The following is a 13733-nucleotide window of genomic DNA, read 5'->3' as shown; positions in this document are numbered from 1 at the left end:
CCGTAAATCGACCAAGCGTTTAAGGCACTGAACATCAAGCATAGGATTAAGACATATAAGGAGAATCTAGGTGATTTTATTCCTAGATGTAAAACCACGACGTAACATATAGGCATTAGAACAACAGCTAATGGCGGAATAATCCAAGCGAAAAGAATAATATATAGTGGAGTTGGGGTGTAAATGGTCACGCCCTGTATCAGTGCAAAACCACTAAGCAGCGTTAAAATGCCAGCTCCACCAAATTTCCAAATGTTTTCTTCTGATATCATTCTTTCTTAGTCCTCAGTTAACTAGGGTTTTCCTAGGTGGCCAAGATTTGAAATCCCTAACCCTATTGATTGAACCAAACAACCAGATTGCTAATGTCCGCTTTCGGGATATAGCAGTCGTGACCGCTTTGGGCGCAAAAGCGGACGTTGAAAGTTTAGGCGGCGGTGTTAGTTAAAGCTGTGCTTTTGATAGTAATTTGAACAATTCTGATCCGATAGAAGTTTCTATCCGTTCGAGAAAGTTGCGGGAGGATTGAGTGAAAAGAAGACGCTTCTTAATAGCTGCCGCAATAGTGTTGATCATGGCGAACGCCTATTTGCTATTTTCAGATCAAGAGGATGCGTCGATTATTTATGAAGGAGAGAGATGGTTGATACATATGCCGGTGTTAGAGGCATCTCAGAAACTGAATAATGAAACGTTGTTTTCATCTCACTCATGGGATGACCGGGTTCCAGTATCATCGGTGATTGATCAGAGCTTTAGTAGGCCATCAATGTATGAAGACATTCTCAATTGTGAACCTAGTGGTATAGTGATGGATACTCAAACGGGAGATTTAACATTACCTGAATTACCAAGTCGATATTTCGTTTGGACATCAAACGTTGCAACTGTGTCATGCATTCGACAAAACTTGCCGAAAGGCTATGTGATCAAGAAGTATCCAACTAATGCCCAAAAAAACTGACATCTCGCCGAACCTTTAATTCTAACGTCCGCTTTCGGGATAGAGCGGACCTAACGGGAAAATTTATTGCAGATGGGTATTATCGCTACAATTGTAAGGCTGCTGTTTGAGAGCATCGCCACTCTTTTAGGCGAAAAATATGGATTGTTGTCTGTCTGGATTTTCGGAATATTGTTTATCGCCGGTTTGATTGGCATGATCAGATTTTTGATATGAAACTAGATTTTCCGAAATGCTCTAATGTCCGCTTTCGGGATATAGTGGACGATGTCCCAAATGGTTCGATTTAGTTCCGCAGCTTCACGGTTCACTAGCCGAATCCCAAAAGCTTCGCTAACGAGCGCACATGCTGAATTTTAGCAATATCACGGTGCGCCTTGGTGGTGCGGTCATTCTGGACGGGGCCACCGCTGCCCTGCCCCCCGGCGCGCGCGTGGGCATGATTGGTCGCAATGGCGCGGGCAAGTCGACCTTGATGAAAGCCATCGCCGGGCTACTCGAGCCGGATGATGGCAGCGTCGACATGCCCAAAGGAGCACGTTTGGGCTATATCGCGCAGGAAGCCCCCGCTGGGTCGGAGACCCCACTCGACACCGTGCTGGCGGCGGACACGGAACGCGCGACCTTGTTGGCAGAAGCGGAAACGGCAGACGAACCCCACAGGATTGGTGAAATCCATGAGCGTCTGAATATGATCGAAGCGCACAGTGCACCTGCCCGCGCTGCGAAAATCCTGATCGGTCTGGGTTTCGACGAAGACGCGCAGCAGCAACCCATGGACAGTTTTTCCGGCGGCTGGCGAATGCGCGTGGCACTGGCCGCGCTGTTATTTTCGCAGCCTGAATTGTTATTGCTCGACGAGCCGTCAAACCATCTCGACCTCGAAGCGACGCTGTGGCTCGAAAATTTCCTGACCAGTTATCAGGCGACGATTTTGGTGATCAGCCATGAGCGCGATCTGCTCAATAATGTGGTCGATCATATTCTGCATCTGCAAGGCGGTAAGACGACGCTCTACCCCGGTGGCTATGACGCCTTCGAGAAACAGCGCGCCGAACGCCAGGCGCAAATGGCGGCGTCCCGTGAAAAGCAGCTCGCCCAACGAGAAAAGCTGCAAGCCTTTGTCGACCGCTGGGGTGCCAAGGCGCATAGTGCCAAACAGGCGCAGAGCCGGGTCAAGGCGCTGTCCCGCATGGAGCCGATTGCGGCTGCAATTGAAGATCCCTCGCTCAGCTTTCATTTCCCCAGTCCAGCCGAACTCAAGCCGCCGCTGATCACGCTGGATGATGCGGCAGTGGGTTATGGCGACAATATCATATTATCCGGTCTGAACCTGCGCCTCGATCCGGATGATCGTACGGCTCTGCTGGGTCGAAACGGCAATGGCAAAACCACGCTTGCGCGATTGCTTGCCAGCCAGCTGGATCCCAAGGCCGGCGCAATGAACAAGTCCGGCAAATTGACCGTCGGCTATTTCACCCAATATCAGGTGGAAGAGCTGGATCCGACCGATACGCCGCTGGAACATATGACGCGGCTGATGAAAGATGCAAAGCCGGGTGCGGTGCGCGCGCAACTGGGCCGGTTCGGATTTTCCGGTGACAAGGCGACAATGAAGGTCGGCAAGTTATCGGGCGGCGAGCGGGCGCGACTGGCGTTGGCCTTGATCACCCGCGATGCACCGCATCTGTTAATTCTTGATGAGCCGACAAACCATCTCGACGTCGACGCTCGCGAGGCGCTGGTCCATGCGCTGAATGAATATAGCGGTGCGGTGATCATGGTCAGCCATGATCGCCACATGCTGGAACTTACCGCTGATCGGCTGGTCATGGTGGATAGCGGCAAGGCAAAGGAATTTTCCGGGTCGCTCAACGACTATACCGACTTTGTGTTGGGGCGAAATCAAGAGGTCAAACCTGCCACAAGCGGGGGTGGCGGCAACCGCAAGGAAGAACGCCGACTGGCCGCTGAGCGGCGCAAGCAACAATCGGAGCTGCGCAAAACCGCCAGTAGCGCCGAGAAGAAGATCGAAACGCTCGGAAAGAAACTGTCTGCCATTGATCGCGCGATGTTTGATCCGGCCAGTGCGGAAAAAGAACATGCCGACCTGACCATGACCGAGTTGATGAAATTGCGGGCGACGGTTCAGGACGAGCTGGAGCAGAACGAAGCCGTCTGGCTGGAGGCGAATGAAGCGCTGGAGATGGCCAATGCATAGCAATGGTTCTGCCCGGGGTCAGGCCCTTTGACCGACACCTGGAAAGTCACTCTGCCATGCACGCGCGAAGAGGCGGATCGATTATCCGAGGACAATCTCTTCCTTAGCTCGACCGACAGCGTACCGACCATTGTCACGCGCGAAGCAGATCCCGAAACACCCGATGATTGGGTCATCGAGATTTATTGCGACTTCAATCCCGATGCGGCGCTTCTGAAGGACATTGCCGAACTGTCGCCATCCGCCAAGCTGTCCCAGATCGATCCGGCAGTTGAAAAGCTTGACGATGAAGACTGGGTCACGCTCAGCCAGCAAGGACTGGAGCCGCTGCGCGCAGGCCGTTTTTATGTGCACACATCAAACAGCACGCCGCTGGACGACAATAATGTCGCCAACATCTGTATCGATGCCGGCCAGGCCTTTGGTACTGGTCATCATGAAACGACCAAAGGCTGTCTGGAAAGCCTCGACCGGCTGAAACGGCTGGGTCAAAATTATCACAATATCATCGATGTCGGCACAGGCACCGGCCTGCTCGCCTTTGCCGCGCGTCATCTTTGGCCAACCGCCCAGATTATCGCCAGTGATATTGACCCCGTCGCCGTCGAAGTCAGCGCTCAAAATGCTGCGATCAACAGGATCAGGATCGGCAATATACCCAATGCGATCAGGCTGGAGACCAGCAACGGGCTGGATCATCCGGCGATCGGCAGACGCGCGCCTTTTGACCTGATCATTGCGAACATATTGGCAGGACCACTTGTCGCTTTGGCACCGCAAATAGCGGCTGCAGCCGCGCCGAACACGGTTTTGATCCTGGCTGGTTTGCTGCAAACCCAACGCCCAGATGTCCTGCATAGCTATATTCGGGCCGGATTTCGGTTACGCCATAGCCTTTTGGAAAATCAGTGGCCCTGCCTGACACTGGTCAAGGCACGCCAATATGGTGCCAGAAAACCGCAACAGACTATCCGGTCGCCGCTGGCCTCGGACTATTTCGGAGAATGCTGATTGGTTAGACGATGACGGCTTTGTCTGATTGTGCGCTGGGATGATCCTGCGTGCCGTGTGTCAGCACCTCGTCCCCCTCGACAATATCGGCAATCGCAATATCCGGCAGACTGGCAATTTTTTCGTAAACCGGTTTGAAATCGGTTTCGACAGTCACGCGCAAAAGCTCGTCGAGACTGGGTATGACAAAGTAATTTTGCTGAAAATCATCGATCCGGTATTCTGTGCGCAATACCCGTTCCAGATCGAACATGATGCGGTTGGGACTGCCACTATCAAGCGCAAAGACACTCTCGCCATAGCTCGACACTATTCCAGCACCATATATCCGCAAACCGTCCGCCTCCTGAATCAGGCCGAACTCCACGGTGTACCAATATAGCCGCGCCAACTGTTTGAGCGTGCCAAATTTCAGCGCGCGGAGACCGCCTCGACCATAAGCTTCCATATAGTCGGCAAAGCGTTGATCCGCGAGCATCGGCACATGACCAAAAACGTCATGGAAAATATCGGGTTCCTGCAGATAGTCGAGCTGATCGGGCCGCCTGATAAAATTGCCTGAAACAAAGCGGCGATTGGCGAGATGGTCAAAAAACACATCATCCGGTACCAGTCCCGGCACAGCCACCACCTGCCAGCCGGTTGCATCCATCAGGATGTGGTTCAGTTCCTCAAAATCCGGAATGCCGGGCTTCGACAGTTGTAATATATCGATGCCATCAAGAAAGGCCTGTGCCGCACGTCCGGGTAACATTTCCTTCTGGCGCGCAAAAAGCGTGTCCCAGGTCGTGTGCTCCTCTGCACCATAGGCAGACCAGTTCTGGTCTATCGTCCAGTCCGCATTTGCGTGCGCAGGCGGCTTGTCATAGACATGGGATTCTGGGTCGGGGGCTGTCAACATGTGGACATCCTACAGCAGAAAAGGTTTCAATGGCAACTTCTCGAATGAAATGGCCCAAACGCATCATCAAAGCCATGTCGGCAGTGGTCATGCTCTATCTTGTTGCCGCTCTGCTCGGCAGCATATTTCCCGCCAATCAATTCTGGAAAAGCCCCGATGATGGCATAGAATTATTCATAGAAACCAATGGCCTCCATACCGGTATCATCATGCCCATGCACAGTGATGCGCATGACTGGAGCGAGTTAATCCGTCCCCAACATCTTGATGATCCAACAGAATATGGCAGCCATATTCTTGTCGGCTGGGGTCATGAAGGCGTCTATCGCAACGCAGAACATTGGCAGGATCTGCGTGTCAAGGATGCGGCCAGCGCTGTTTTTGGTAGCAGCGACGTGTTGCTGCATGTTTATCACCTGAATTATCCACAGGTTTATCCTCATTATCGCCGCAGTTTCAAAGTCACGGAATCGGAATATCGTCTGATCGTTGAGGCGATAAAGCAGCGCTTCGTGCTCGATGAAGCCGGCCGATCAATTCCTTCGCCTGGCTATGGAAAGGACGATCTATTTTACAAATCTCGCGGACATTATAATGCGTTCTACACCTGCAACAGCTGGACCAGCGATGTGTTGCGACAAGCTGGCATCAGAACCGGAATCTGGACCCCTTTTCAAGGCGGTGTCATGCGCTGGTTCCTGGAATCAGGCCCAGAAAATTAGTCTCCAAGCAAGCGGGACAGTTTGCCCCGGTCCCTCACAATGATCCGGCCATAGCGGCGCGAGATCAGGCCCGAATCTTCAATTTTATCGAGGGCTTTCCCCAGCGACACTCGTGACACGCCAACAAGATCAGCAAGGCTTTGTTGGGTTACGGTTATCGTGACATTGTACTCCCCTTCGTTACAATGCTGCAATAAAGCCTGTGCAACCCTGTCGACCGTCGACAGATTTCGTCCCGCCTCAACCAAATCAAATCCGCGTTGCACCATATGCGCCATTGCTTTCAACAATATCCTCACCACGCTCGGATCCGACGCAATCGCTGCCTCTAATTCCTTCTCACCCACTTGAACCAGCTTTGTTTCTGTCCCGGCAATGGCATCTACCAAACGCGGAAACTCGCCCAGAAAGGCCTGTTCACCAAAGCTTTCTCCGGGGCCGAGCAGCGCAAAAAGAGTCAACTCACCGTCAACTGAGAAACGACCAATTTGCACAGAGCCGGTGAGGATATACCAAAATTCCCGACCGGGATCACCGCGCTGCTGGATCAATTCTCCTTTGGCAAAACAGCGCGTACGGCCATGAGCCAATAAACGCTCACGAACAGTATCTGGTAGCGCAGTTACAAAGCCGGCTGCGCCAAAAGCGGATCCAGAAAAATTTTGTGAATCAGCCAATTGCAAACCTCTTAGCATTTCCAAATTCAGCTATCTGATACCACCAATTGGATTTCAACCCCAGAGTAATCAGGGAACCATGCTGTGCGTCCAGAAATATATGCAATTCTTGGAACATTCCTGTTCTTTGGGCTGTTGGAATTATTTCGCACAAATTTGTTCAATAAACCTGATCAAACCCGCAAAGATGCAATCGTAGAAATTGTTGGATCGCTGGTACTGACGCTGCTTACCCAGCCTTTCATTATAGTTTCAGCGCAATTTTTGATGGGCGCGGCTGCTCCGCAATGGGCAGGTGCACTGGCGGGCATCCCTCTGATTGCAGCGATCACTCTGTTCCTGATTTTCGATGATATGACTCAATATTGGATGCACCGGCTCTCGCACCGCATCCCGTTTCTATACAATCTGCATCGCGCACATCATGACGCGAAATATATGAGCATCCGATTGGTATATCGGAACAATATTTTCTATTATTTTCTGATGCCCAGCATTTGGCTCTCGGGCGTTCTCATCTATCTGGGGCTCGGCTGGGTCTACGTCGGATTCATCGCGGTTAAAATGACCGTTATTATCGCAGCGCATAGCGACGTTGCATGGGATGAACCCCTGTACAAAATCAAATGGCTATCGCCGGTAATGTGGCTGGTGGAGAGAACAATCTCGACACCCGCAACCCATCATGCCCACCACGGACGCCATATGGAAGATGGGGCGACAAACTATAAAGGCAATTACGGCAACCTTTTATTCTTTTGGGATATTCTGTTTGGAACGGCAAAAATAACACGCCGTTATCCCGATAGCTATGGCGTCGAAAATTTGGCGCCAGCAACTGTTGGACAACAACTCGCCTGGCCGCTTTTTCCCGAGAATAAGGAAGGTGGCTATGGGGTGAAAGAACTGGCGGTGAAAGAAGCCGCAGCGAAGGCGTGATTTAGAGTTGGGGTGGGGACCAGGGCGGCTGACGGTCGGGGGAAATTCCGTCAGCCGCCTTGGTTATTACTCAGCTGGACACAAGTTTTAGAGTTCGGGTGGGGACCCAGGGCGACTGATGGATTGGGGGCAAAACATCAGTCGCCCTATTCACATGACCAGCGCTTTGGCGGCTTCCAGTGCCGGGTCTGATCCGGCGCGAAAAGCACTGACCGTTAGCGGAACCATCTTGTCAGGCGTAATGCCTTGTCCGGTTTCAAATCCTTTTAGATCATTGAAGTAACGGATCATCGGAATCCGCATGCGCACATGGCTTTCGGGAACCGTCAACGTAAACTGCAATCCACCAGTGTTGCCATCGGGACTCCCGCCAGTTTTTTCGCCAACAAGTACCGCTCGACCGCTGCTCTTCAACAAGGCGACTAACGTGGCGCTTGCCGAACTGTTGCTATCGCTGGTCAGGACGATGAGCTTGCCTCTAAATCCGTTTTTCGCTGGCTTTACTGGCTTGATCAGGTCCTCAACAAAAGACCGCAGCGAGTAGGTACCGTCATCATTTCTGCTAAAACCCAAGGCACTGGGATTAATCGCACGCTTGTCCCACGTCCACAAATAATCTTCCAGGCCTTTATGATTGAGGGTTTTTACCCTCGCATCCGTTGCCAGTTTTACAGGTTTATCGAACAGATAGGACGTCAGTGCCTGCTGTGCATCGTTTGATCCACCGCCATTCTTCCGCAGATCGAGTATCAGATTTTCACGCCCTTCTTTTCGAAGAGCATCAAAAATTGGATCGAACAGCTGTTTCGGTTTCACCGGGTCACGATAGTTCACAAAAGTATCCACTTTGAGATAAGCGCTTTGGCTTCCCAGACGCTCAAACCCTATCGCATCCTTGAAATTGGCTGCTGGTGCATCTGCTGCCAACTTGCTCAATGCTGTCCATTTCCTGTGAATGATCCGCTCAACAACAACATCGCGTTTTGCGCCATCTGCTCCAGCTATTGTGAGGGTTGCTGATGGTTTTATGTCCCAAAGCAATGCGCCGAAGTGATCGATCGCTCCGCCACGAAATTCCAGAGATTCCGAGATACCTGAACGTCTTGACCACTCCGTATAGCCATCCACCGGAACGAGCGGGACCACTTCTGCGATCATCTCTGCAATCGGGCGACCATCAATGGCAATTATCTCGTCGCCCCGGCTGAGCCCTGTTTCCGCTGCTATGGTGACAATCGCCCGGTCCTCGATCAGCGTCCAGCGCAAGGGCAGATAGATGGGTGTGACATTGCGCGCTTTCGCAAGCTGGCTTGGCAGCTCGGCCTTGGTATGGTCACAGCGGATCAGGGTCAGCACGTTTTGAATCTCTAAATAGAAATCACCAATGGTCATCCCCTTTTGGGCGGCTGCCTTTACTGCAATCGCGGCCCATGCCGCTTTCAGCGTTTCGGCATCTGTGTAACGGGTATAGCCGGGATGGATGCGTTCATAAGCTTCTTCGGCCAGTGCGACATCGCTGGCAACCTGTGCTGGTGTAAGCATCGTGGCTGCATCATATTCCGGTTCAGGCGCCTGGCTTTTGCTTTGGGCACAGCCTGCACCAGGCATAGCCAGAGCGGTTACGAAAGCACTGGTCGCAATGATTTTCTTGTTGAACATTTTGGTCTCCATCTGTCATCAATTTCTGAACGCCGGGCATTGGACCGGGGCATGAAAAACAGATGGTGGAAGCTTGGGCGATCTGCGCCTCAATCACTGTATTGAGACTCTAAATACGGATTTTGAGACGTTTTAGTCGACCATGGTCCGGCGATAGTCAGTCGGAGTCATACCTGCTATTTCTTTGAAAACCCTATTAAAACTCGCCTTGCTGTTGAAGCCGGAGGCAAAAGCAACCTGAATTAGATTCTCATCACTTTTAACGAGCAGATCCTTGGCATGATCGACGCGCAGGCCGTTGATAAATGCATTGAACGTCAAACCAAGGCCTTGATTCAAAGCCCGTGAAATATAGCTTTCATTGCTCGCCTGACGCGATGCGACATCGCGGATATTCAGACGCGGCTCGAGATACCATTGTTCCTGACGCACTTTTTGTTCCAGCGTGCGTCCTTCCGTTACCCAGTCACGCTGTTCGGGTTCTGCGACAGGTTCAGCAGGAGCGTTGCTGATCTTCGGATAAGATTCACGGATCGAGGATAGCGCATCCAGCCCGGCCACCGCCACGATCACCATGATCGCCAGCTGAAAGGGATATTCCTGATTATAGCTGAGCGGGACAATCGCCATGTCGACAATCTCGATCAGCAGCCACAGGAAAACAGCAATAGCCGCGACGATGAACAGTCTTGAAATCCAGCGCGGATCAAAATCGGAAGCGGCCGACTGGGTGGTTTGCAAATAGAGGCGATAGCGCTTCATTAACCGGAAAACGGCAATGGCAGTGATGATCGTGAACGTTATCACCAGCAGCGTTTCAAACCGCACCACATAAGGTTCATGAAACGCTCCATTAAAGGCCCATTTGGCCTTGTAGTCGCCGAGAGTGGTAAACGCCCAGATATAATAGACACTCTGGATCAATCCCGGCAGCAACAGATATTTGCGCCAGCCCAGCGGCCCGCCATGCATGAGGCAATAAGCATGGAGATAGAAAAGTGGTGCGATCCATAATTTCACATTGAACGGAAAGAATGTCAGCCCAGGCCAGACATCGTAGAAGCCAGCATAGCCGATGATCTGCGGCGTCAGGGTAAACGCAATCGCAAGCAGCGTGGCCGCAAGGAACAGGCTTGCTCGCCGTTCGACATTGCGGATCAACAGGAATATCGTGCTGGCATAAACCGGCAGGGCTGCCGCAAGCATAAGGGCGCTGCGCCACCCGATATCGATATTTGCCGGATCCCCCACTTGCCCCGTCTAGTCCTGATAATCGGGTTTCTTGCGCGTCAAGGGATAGGCGAACTGTTTCAAATATCCCTTGGGTACATCCTCCGGTATCCCATAGCCTTCCGGCCATTTGGATGGTGGCAGATAGAAAGTCCCGAACAGCTTGTCGATCCATGGGAAATGGATCGCAAAGTTCACATCAAAAGCTTCGCGTTCCAGTCCATGATGCCAGTGATGAAAGCGCGGCATCGCAATCCAGTGCCCGAGCCAGTTGAAATCGCCTTTGATATTCGCGTGCAGCAGAGACGAATAGATATAGACGAAAGCGATATAGGCCTGAAGCACGGACGGGCTGAAACCCAGCGTCATCATCGGCAGCGACGTGATGCCGCGCAGCAAAATAATCTCGATAAAATGCATCCGCGCGCCGGCGAGCCAGTCCATCGATTTGGCCGAATGGTGGACAGCGTGAAAACCCCAAAGGAACGGCCAGCGATGGAAGGTGCGGTGGAAGAAATATTGCACCAGATCGGTGAGCACCAAGACAATCAGGAACTGCAATATCCAAGGGATCGAGGCAATCATCGCCCGAAATGCATCCCAGCTACTGGTATTGGCAACCACGACATTGGAGGGGGCGAGCGCCAGAAAGGTCAAGGCCTGCACCATCATCGAACTGATCAGATAGTAAAACAGATCCTCTCGCCATTCGATACGGAACAGACGCTGCGATCGTTTATGCGGTAATATCCTCTCCAGCGGCGCGAACATCAGACCGGTGGCAACCATATTGACGATGAAAAAATCAAGTCCGAAGAAAATACCCCAGCTCCTCGTATCTTCCGGCTGCACATTGGCACCGCCCAGAAACGCAGCGGTGATCCCGATAGCTAGCGCAAAGAAACCGAGAGATTTGCGCGGGCGCAGCAGCAGACTCAGCAAGGCGAGCGCATAGGACCCCAGCAACAACAGATGCACCGCACCGCGAAAACCGGTCCAGTCCTTCACCGCCTGCAATTCCGGCGTGGCAAACCATTCGGGAAAACGCAGCGCGATCACCATGCCCAGCCCTGCAATGGCCATCACGACGGCGAAGAAGCCAGCTAACCAACCGCTGCCGAAACGGCGCACTTCCGGTGGCGCCTCCAGATCCTTGGCAAGCTGCTTCAATATACCCTGTCTCTTGGCCATATATGCTCCCCGTAATTTCGGCTTATCCAGCCGCCTTCACAATATCGGCCCATGCCGCTTCGTCGATCACTTCAATACCGAGTTCGGCGGCCTTTTTCATTTTTGATCCTGCACCCGGTCCGGCGACCAGCAAGTCGGTCTTCGCGCTCACCGAACCCGATGCTTTCGCCCCTAGTGCCTCGGCCTGCGCCTTTGCCTCATCGCGGCTCATGGTTTCCAGCTTGCCGGTGAAGACAACTGTCTTCCCGGCGACAGCGCTGTCCCGGGTCTCGACGATATAGTCCGGGGGCGTGACTTCGCTGAGCAGGTCTTCCCAAACGGCACGATTATGCGGTTCATGGAAGAAATCGGCCAATGCCTGTGCAACCGTCGGTCCAACGCCGTCAATCGCGGTTATCTCTTCACGGACAGCCTCATCCTCGCGGGCGGCTATTCCGATTTCGGCCAATTTGGGTAGCGTCATGAAATTTTTCATCAGATCGCGCGCTGTCACCGCGCCGATATGCCGGATACCTAGGCCAAATAAGAGGCGAGCAGCGTCCGCAGACCGTTTCTTTTCCACAGCGGCCAACAGATTATCCACAGACTTTTCCTGCCAGCCCTCACGCGCCAATATGGCATCACGATGCTGATGCAGCCGGAAAATATCGGCGGGGCTCTCGATGAAGCCAGCGTCAATAAACTCAGCGATGCTCTTCTCACCCAACCCATCAATATCGAGCGCGGCCCGGGACACGAAATGCACCAGCCGCTGAAACCGCTGCGCCGGACAGATCAGGCCGCCGGTGCAGCGCACATCAACCTCGCCCTCTTCCGCCACCGCCTCACTGTTACATTCGGGGCAATGGTCCGGGAAAATATAAGGTTCGCGTTCTTCATCACGGGTCAGATTTTCAGCCACTTGCGGTATCACATCGCCTGCGCGCTGGACCAGTACGCGATCACCGGGGCGTACGCCGAGCCGTTCAATTTCATCGCGGTTGTGCAGCGTGACATTGGATACCACAACGCCGCCCACCGTTACCGGTTTCAGGCGACCCACCGGCGTCAGTTTGCCGGTGCGCCCCACCTGAATATCAATGCTCTGCAGGGTTGTCTGCGCCTGCTCTGCGGGAAACTTATGTGCCAATGCCCAGCGCGGTGCCTTTGCTACAAAGCCCAGACGCTGCTGCCAGTCGAGACGGTCGACCTTATAGACAACCCCGTCAATATCATAAGGCAGGTCTGCGCGTTCCGCTTCGATATGCCGGTAGTGATCGAGCATCTGCTCCAGCGTTTCAAACCGTTTGACCAAAGGTGACAGCGGCAGACCCCAGCTTTCAATCGCCGTCATGACGTCAAAGGCCGTTTCACCCGGCAGCGCGCTCGCTACACCCCAGCCATGGGCCCAGAATTTCAAGGGGCGTTTGGCGGTGATATTGGCATCTTTCTGCCGCAGTGAACCTGCTGCTGCATTACGCGGATTGGCAAACTGACGGATTTTCTCAGGATCAAATTCGGCGTTTTTTGCCGCTGCGTCTGCCTTGCCTTCCTCCATCAGGCGCGTGTTAAGGCCATCAAAATCAGCTTTGGCCATATAGACCTCACCACGAATTTCGAAAACATCCGGGATCTCATAGCCCCTCCTCTTCAGAGGAGGGGTTGGGGTGGAGGAGTCTTCGACATCATCAGTTGCTTGCGCAAGCGACACCTTCGGTGCCGCACCCACCCCTTCCCCCTCCCTTGAAAGGGAGGGGTTTGTTTTCTTCAAAGTCTGTGGAATATCCGCAATCATCCGGACATTGGCCGTCACATCCTCACCGATCTGGCCATCGCCACGCGTCGCGGCCAGAACCAGTTCGCCTTTCTCGTAACGGAGGGAGCAAGACAGACCGTCAATCTTGTCTTCCGCTGTGACCGCGACTGTCTCGTCCTCTGGCAGGTTCAAAAACCGCCGCACCCGCGCTAGCCATTCGGCGATATCCTCATCCGAAAAGCCGTTGTCGAGGCTCATCATCCGTTGCTCGTGCGCAACTTTTGAAAGGGGGGACGCCGCCACCGCCGCGCCGACCAGCTTGTTGGGACTATCGTCGCGCACCAAATGCGGAAACGCCTCTTCCAGCTCATTATTCCGCCGCACCAGCGCATCATATTCCGCGTCAGCAATTTCCGGCATGTCGTCGGCGTGATAGAGCTTGTTGTGCCTGGCGATGACTTTCGCCAGACGCATTAGTTCGTT

Annotated in this window: 12 protein-coding genes; 5 read left to right on the top strand and 7 right to left on the bottom strand. The window is 53.1% G+C overall.

Annotated elements, in window-relative coordinates:
• Positions 1-272 (bottom strand): hypothetical protein (locus DG177_RS17860; protein ID WP_337659011.1); only part of this gene is annotated, 272 nt, incomplete at its 3' end.
• Between the two features lie 257 nt (positions 273-529).
• On the opposite strand from DG177_RS17860, the gene DG177_RS17855 reads away from it, so the two are divergent.
• The 3 genes from DG177_RS17855 to DG177_RS17555 all read left to right on the top strand — a co-directional run bounded on the left by DG177_RS17855 (position 530) and on the right by DG177_RS17555 (position 4196).
• Positions 530-964: a hypothetical protein gene (locus DG177_RS17855; RefSeq protein WP_337659010.1), complete on the top strand. Its 435-nt coding sequence runs from the start codon at positions 530-532 to the stop codon at positions 962-964.
• Positions 965-1310: 346 nt separating this feature from the next.
• Positions 1311-3185 (top strand): ATP-binding cassette domain-containing protein, encoded by a 1875-nt coding sequence (locus tag DG177_RS17560; protein ID WP_108812677.1) that lies wholly within the window; start codon positions 1311-1313, stop codon positions 3183-3185.
• Between the two features lie 27 nt (positions 3186-3212).
• Entirely contained in the window at positions 3213-4196 is a 984-nt protein-coding gene (locus DG177_RS17555; RefSeq protein ID WP_108812676.1) for a 50S ribosomal protein L11 methyltransferase, read from the top strand.
• Positions 4197-4200: 4 nt separating this feature from the next.
• Here the strand turns inward: DG177_RS17555 and phhA are convergent, their stop codons facing one another.
• Positions 4201-5097 carry a phenylalanine 4-monooxygenase gene (gene phhA / locus DG177_RS17550; protein ID WP_108812675.1) on the bottom strand — a complete coding sequence of 299 codons (897 nt, stop codon included), beginning with the start codon at positions 5095-5097 and terminating at the stop codon, positions 4201-4203.
• A 44-nt stretch (positions 5098-5141) separates the two neighbouring features.
• On the opposite strand from phhA, the gene DG177_RS17545 reads away from it, so the two are divergent.
• The gene (locus tag DG177_RS17545; protein ID WP_337659009.1) at positions 5142-5819 is read left to right on the top strand and encodes a TIGR02117 family protein; all 678 of its coding nucleotides are present in this window, start codon (positions 5142-5144) and stop codon (positions 5817-5819) included.
• On the opposite strand, the gene DG177_RS17540 is transcribed toward DG177_RS17545, so the two are convergent.
• Positions 5816-6496 carry a Crp/Fnr family transcriptional regulator gene (locus DG177_RS17540; protein ID WP_337659008.1) on the bottom strand — a complete coding sequence of 227 codons (681 nt, stop codon included), beginning with the start codon at positions 6494-6496 and terminating at the stop codon, positions 5816-5818. The two genes, DG177_RS17545 and DG177_RS17540, sit on opposite strands and share 4 nt — an antisense overlap.
• An 84-nt stretch (positions 6497-6580) precedes the next feature.
• Here DG177_RS17540 and DG177_RS17535 point away from each other — a divergent pair, with 84 nt between their 5' ends.
• The gene (locus DG177_RS17535) at positions 6581-7435 is read left to right on the top strand and encodes a sterol desaturase family protein (RefSeq protein WP_108812672.1); all 855 of its coding nucleotides are present in this window, start codon (positions 6581-6583) and stop codon (positions 7433-7435) included.
• Positions 7436-7585: 150 nt separating this feature from the next.
• Here the strand turns inward: DG177_RS17535 and DG177_RS17530 are convergent, their stop codons facing one another.
• The 4 genes from DG177_RS17530 to ligA all read right to left on the bottom strand — a co-directional run bounded on the left by DG177_RS17530 (position 7586) and on the right by ligA (position 13724).
• Positions 7586-9094, bottom strand: a complete 1509-nt coding sequence (locus tag DG177_RS17530; protein WP_337659007.1) for a S41 family peptidase — start codon at positions 9092-9094, stop codon at positions 7586-7588.
• A gap of 132 nt (positions 9095-9226) precedes the next feature.
• Entirely contained in the window at positions 9227-10345 is a 1119-nt protein-coding gene (locus DG177_RS17525) for a helix-turn-helix domain-containing protein (protein WP_108812670.1), read from the bottom strand.
• 9 nt (positions 10346-10354) lie between these two features.
• Positions 10355-11515 (bottom strand): sterol desaturase family protein, encoded by a 1161-nt coding sequence (locus DG177_RS17520; RefSeq protein ID WP_108812669.1) that lies wholly within the window; start codon positions 11513-11515, stop codon positions 10355-10357.
• A gap of 22 nt (positions 11516-11537) precedes the next feature.
• Entirely contained in the window at positions 11538-13724 is a 2187-nt protein-coding gene (ligA, locus tag DG177_RS17515; protein ID WP_108813055.1) for an NAD-dependent DNA ligase LigA, read from the bottom strand.
• Positions 13725-13733 lie beyond the last annotated feature (9 nt).

The organism is Sphingorhabdus sp. Alg231-15 (assembly GCF_900149705.1).
Classification (GTDB): Bacteria; Pseudomonadota; Alphaproteobacteria; order Sphingomonadales; family Sphingomonadaceae; genus Parasphingorhabdus.
Note: the sequence above shows the minus strand (reverse complement) of the source record. Positions and strands in the feature narration are given on the sequence as shown.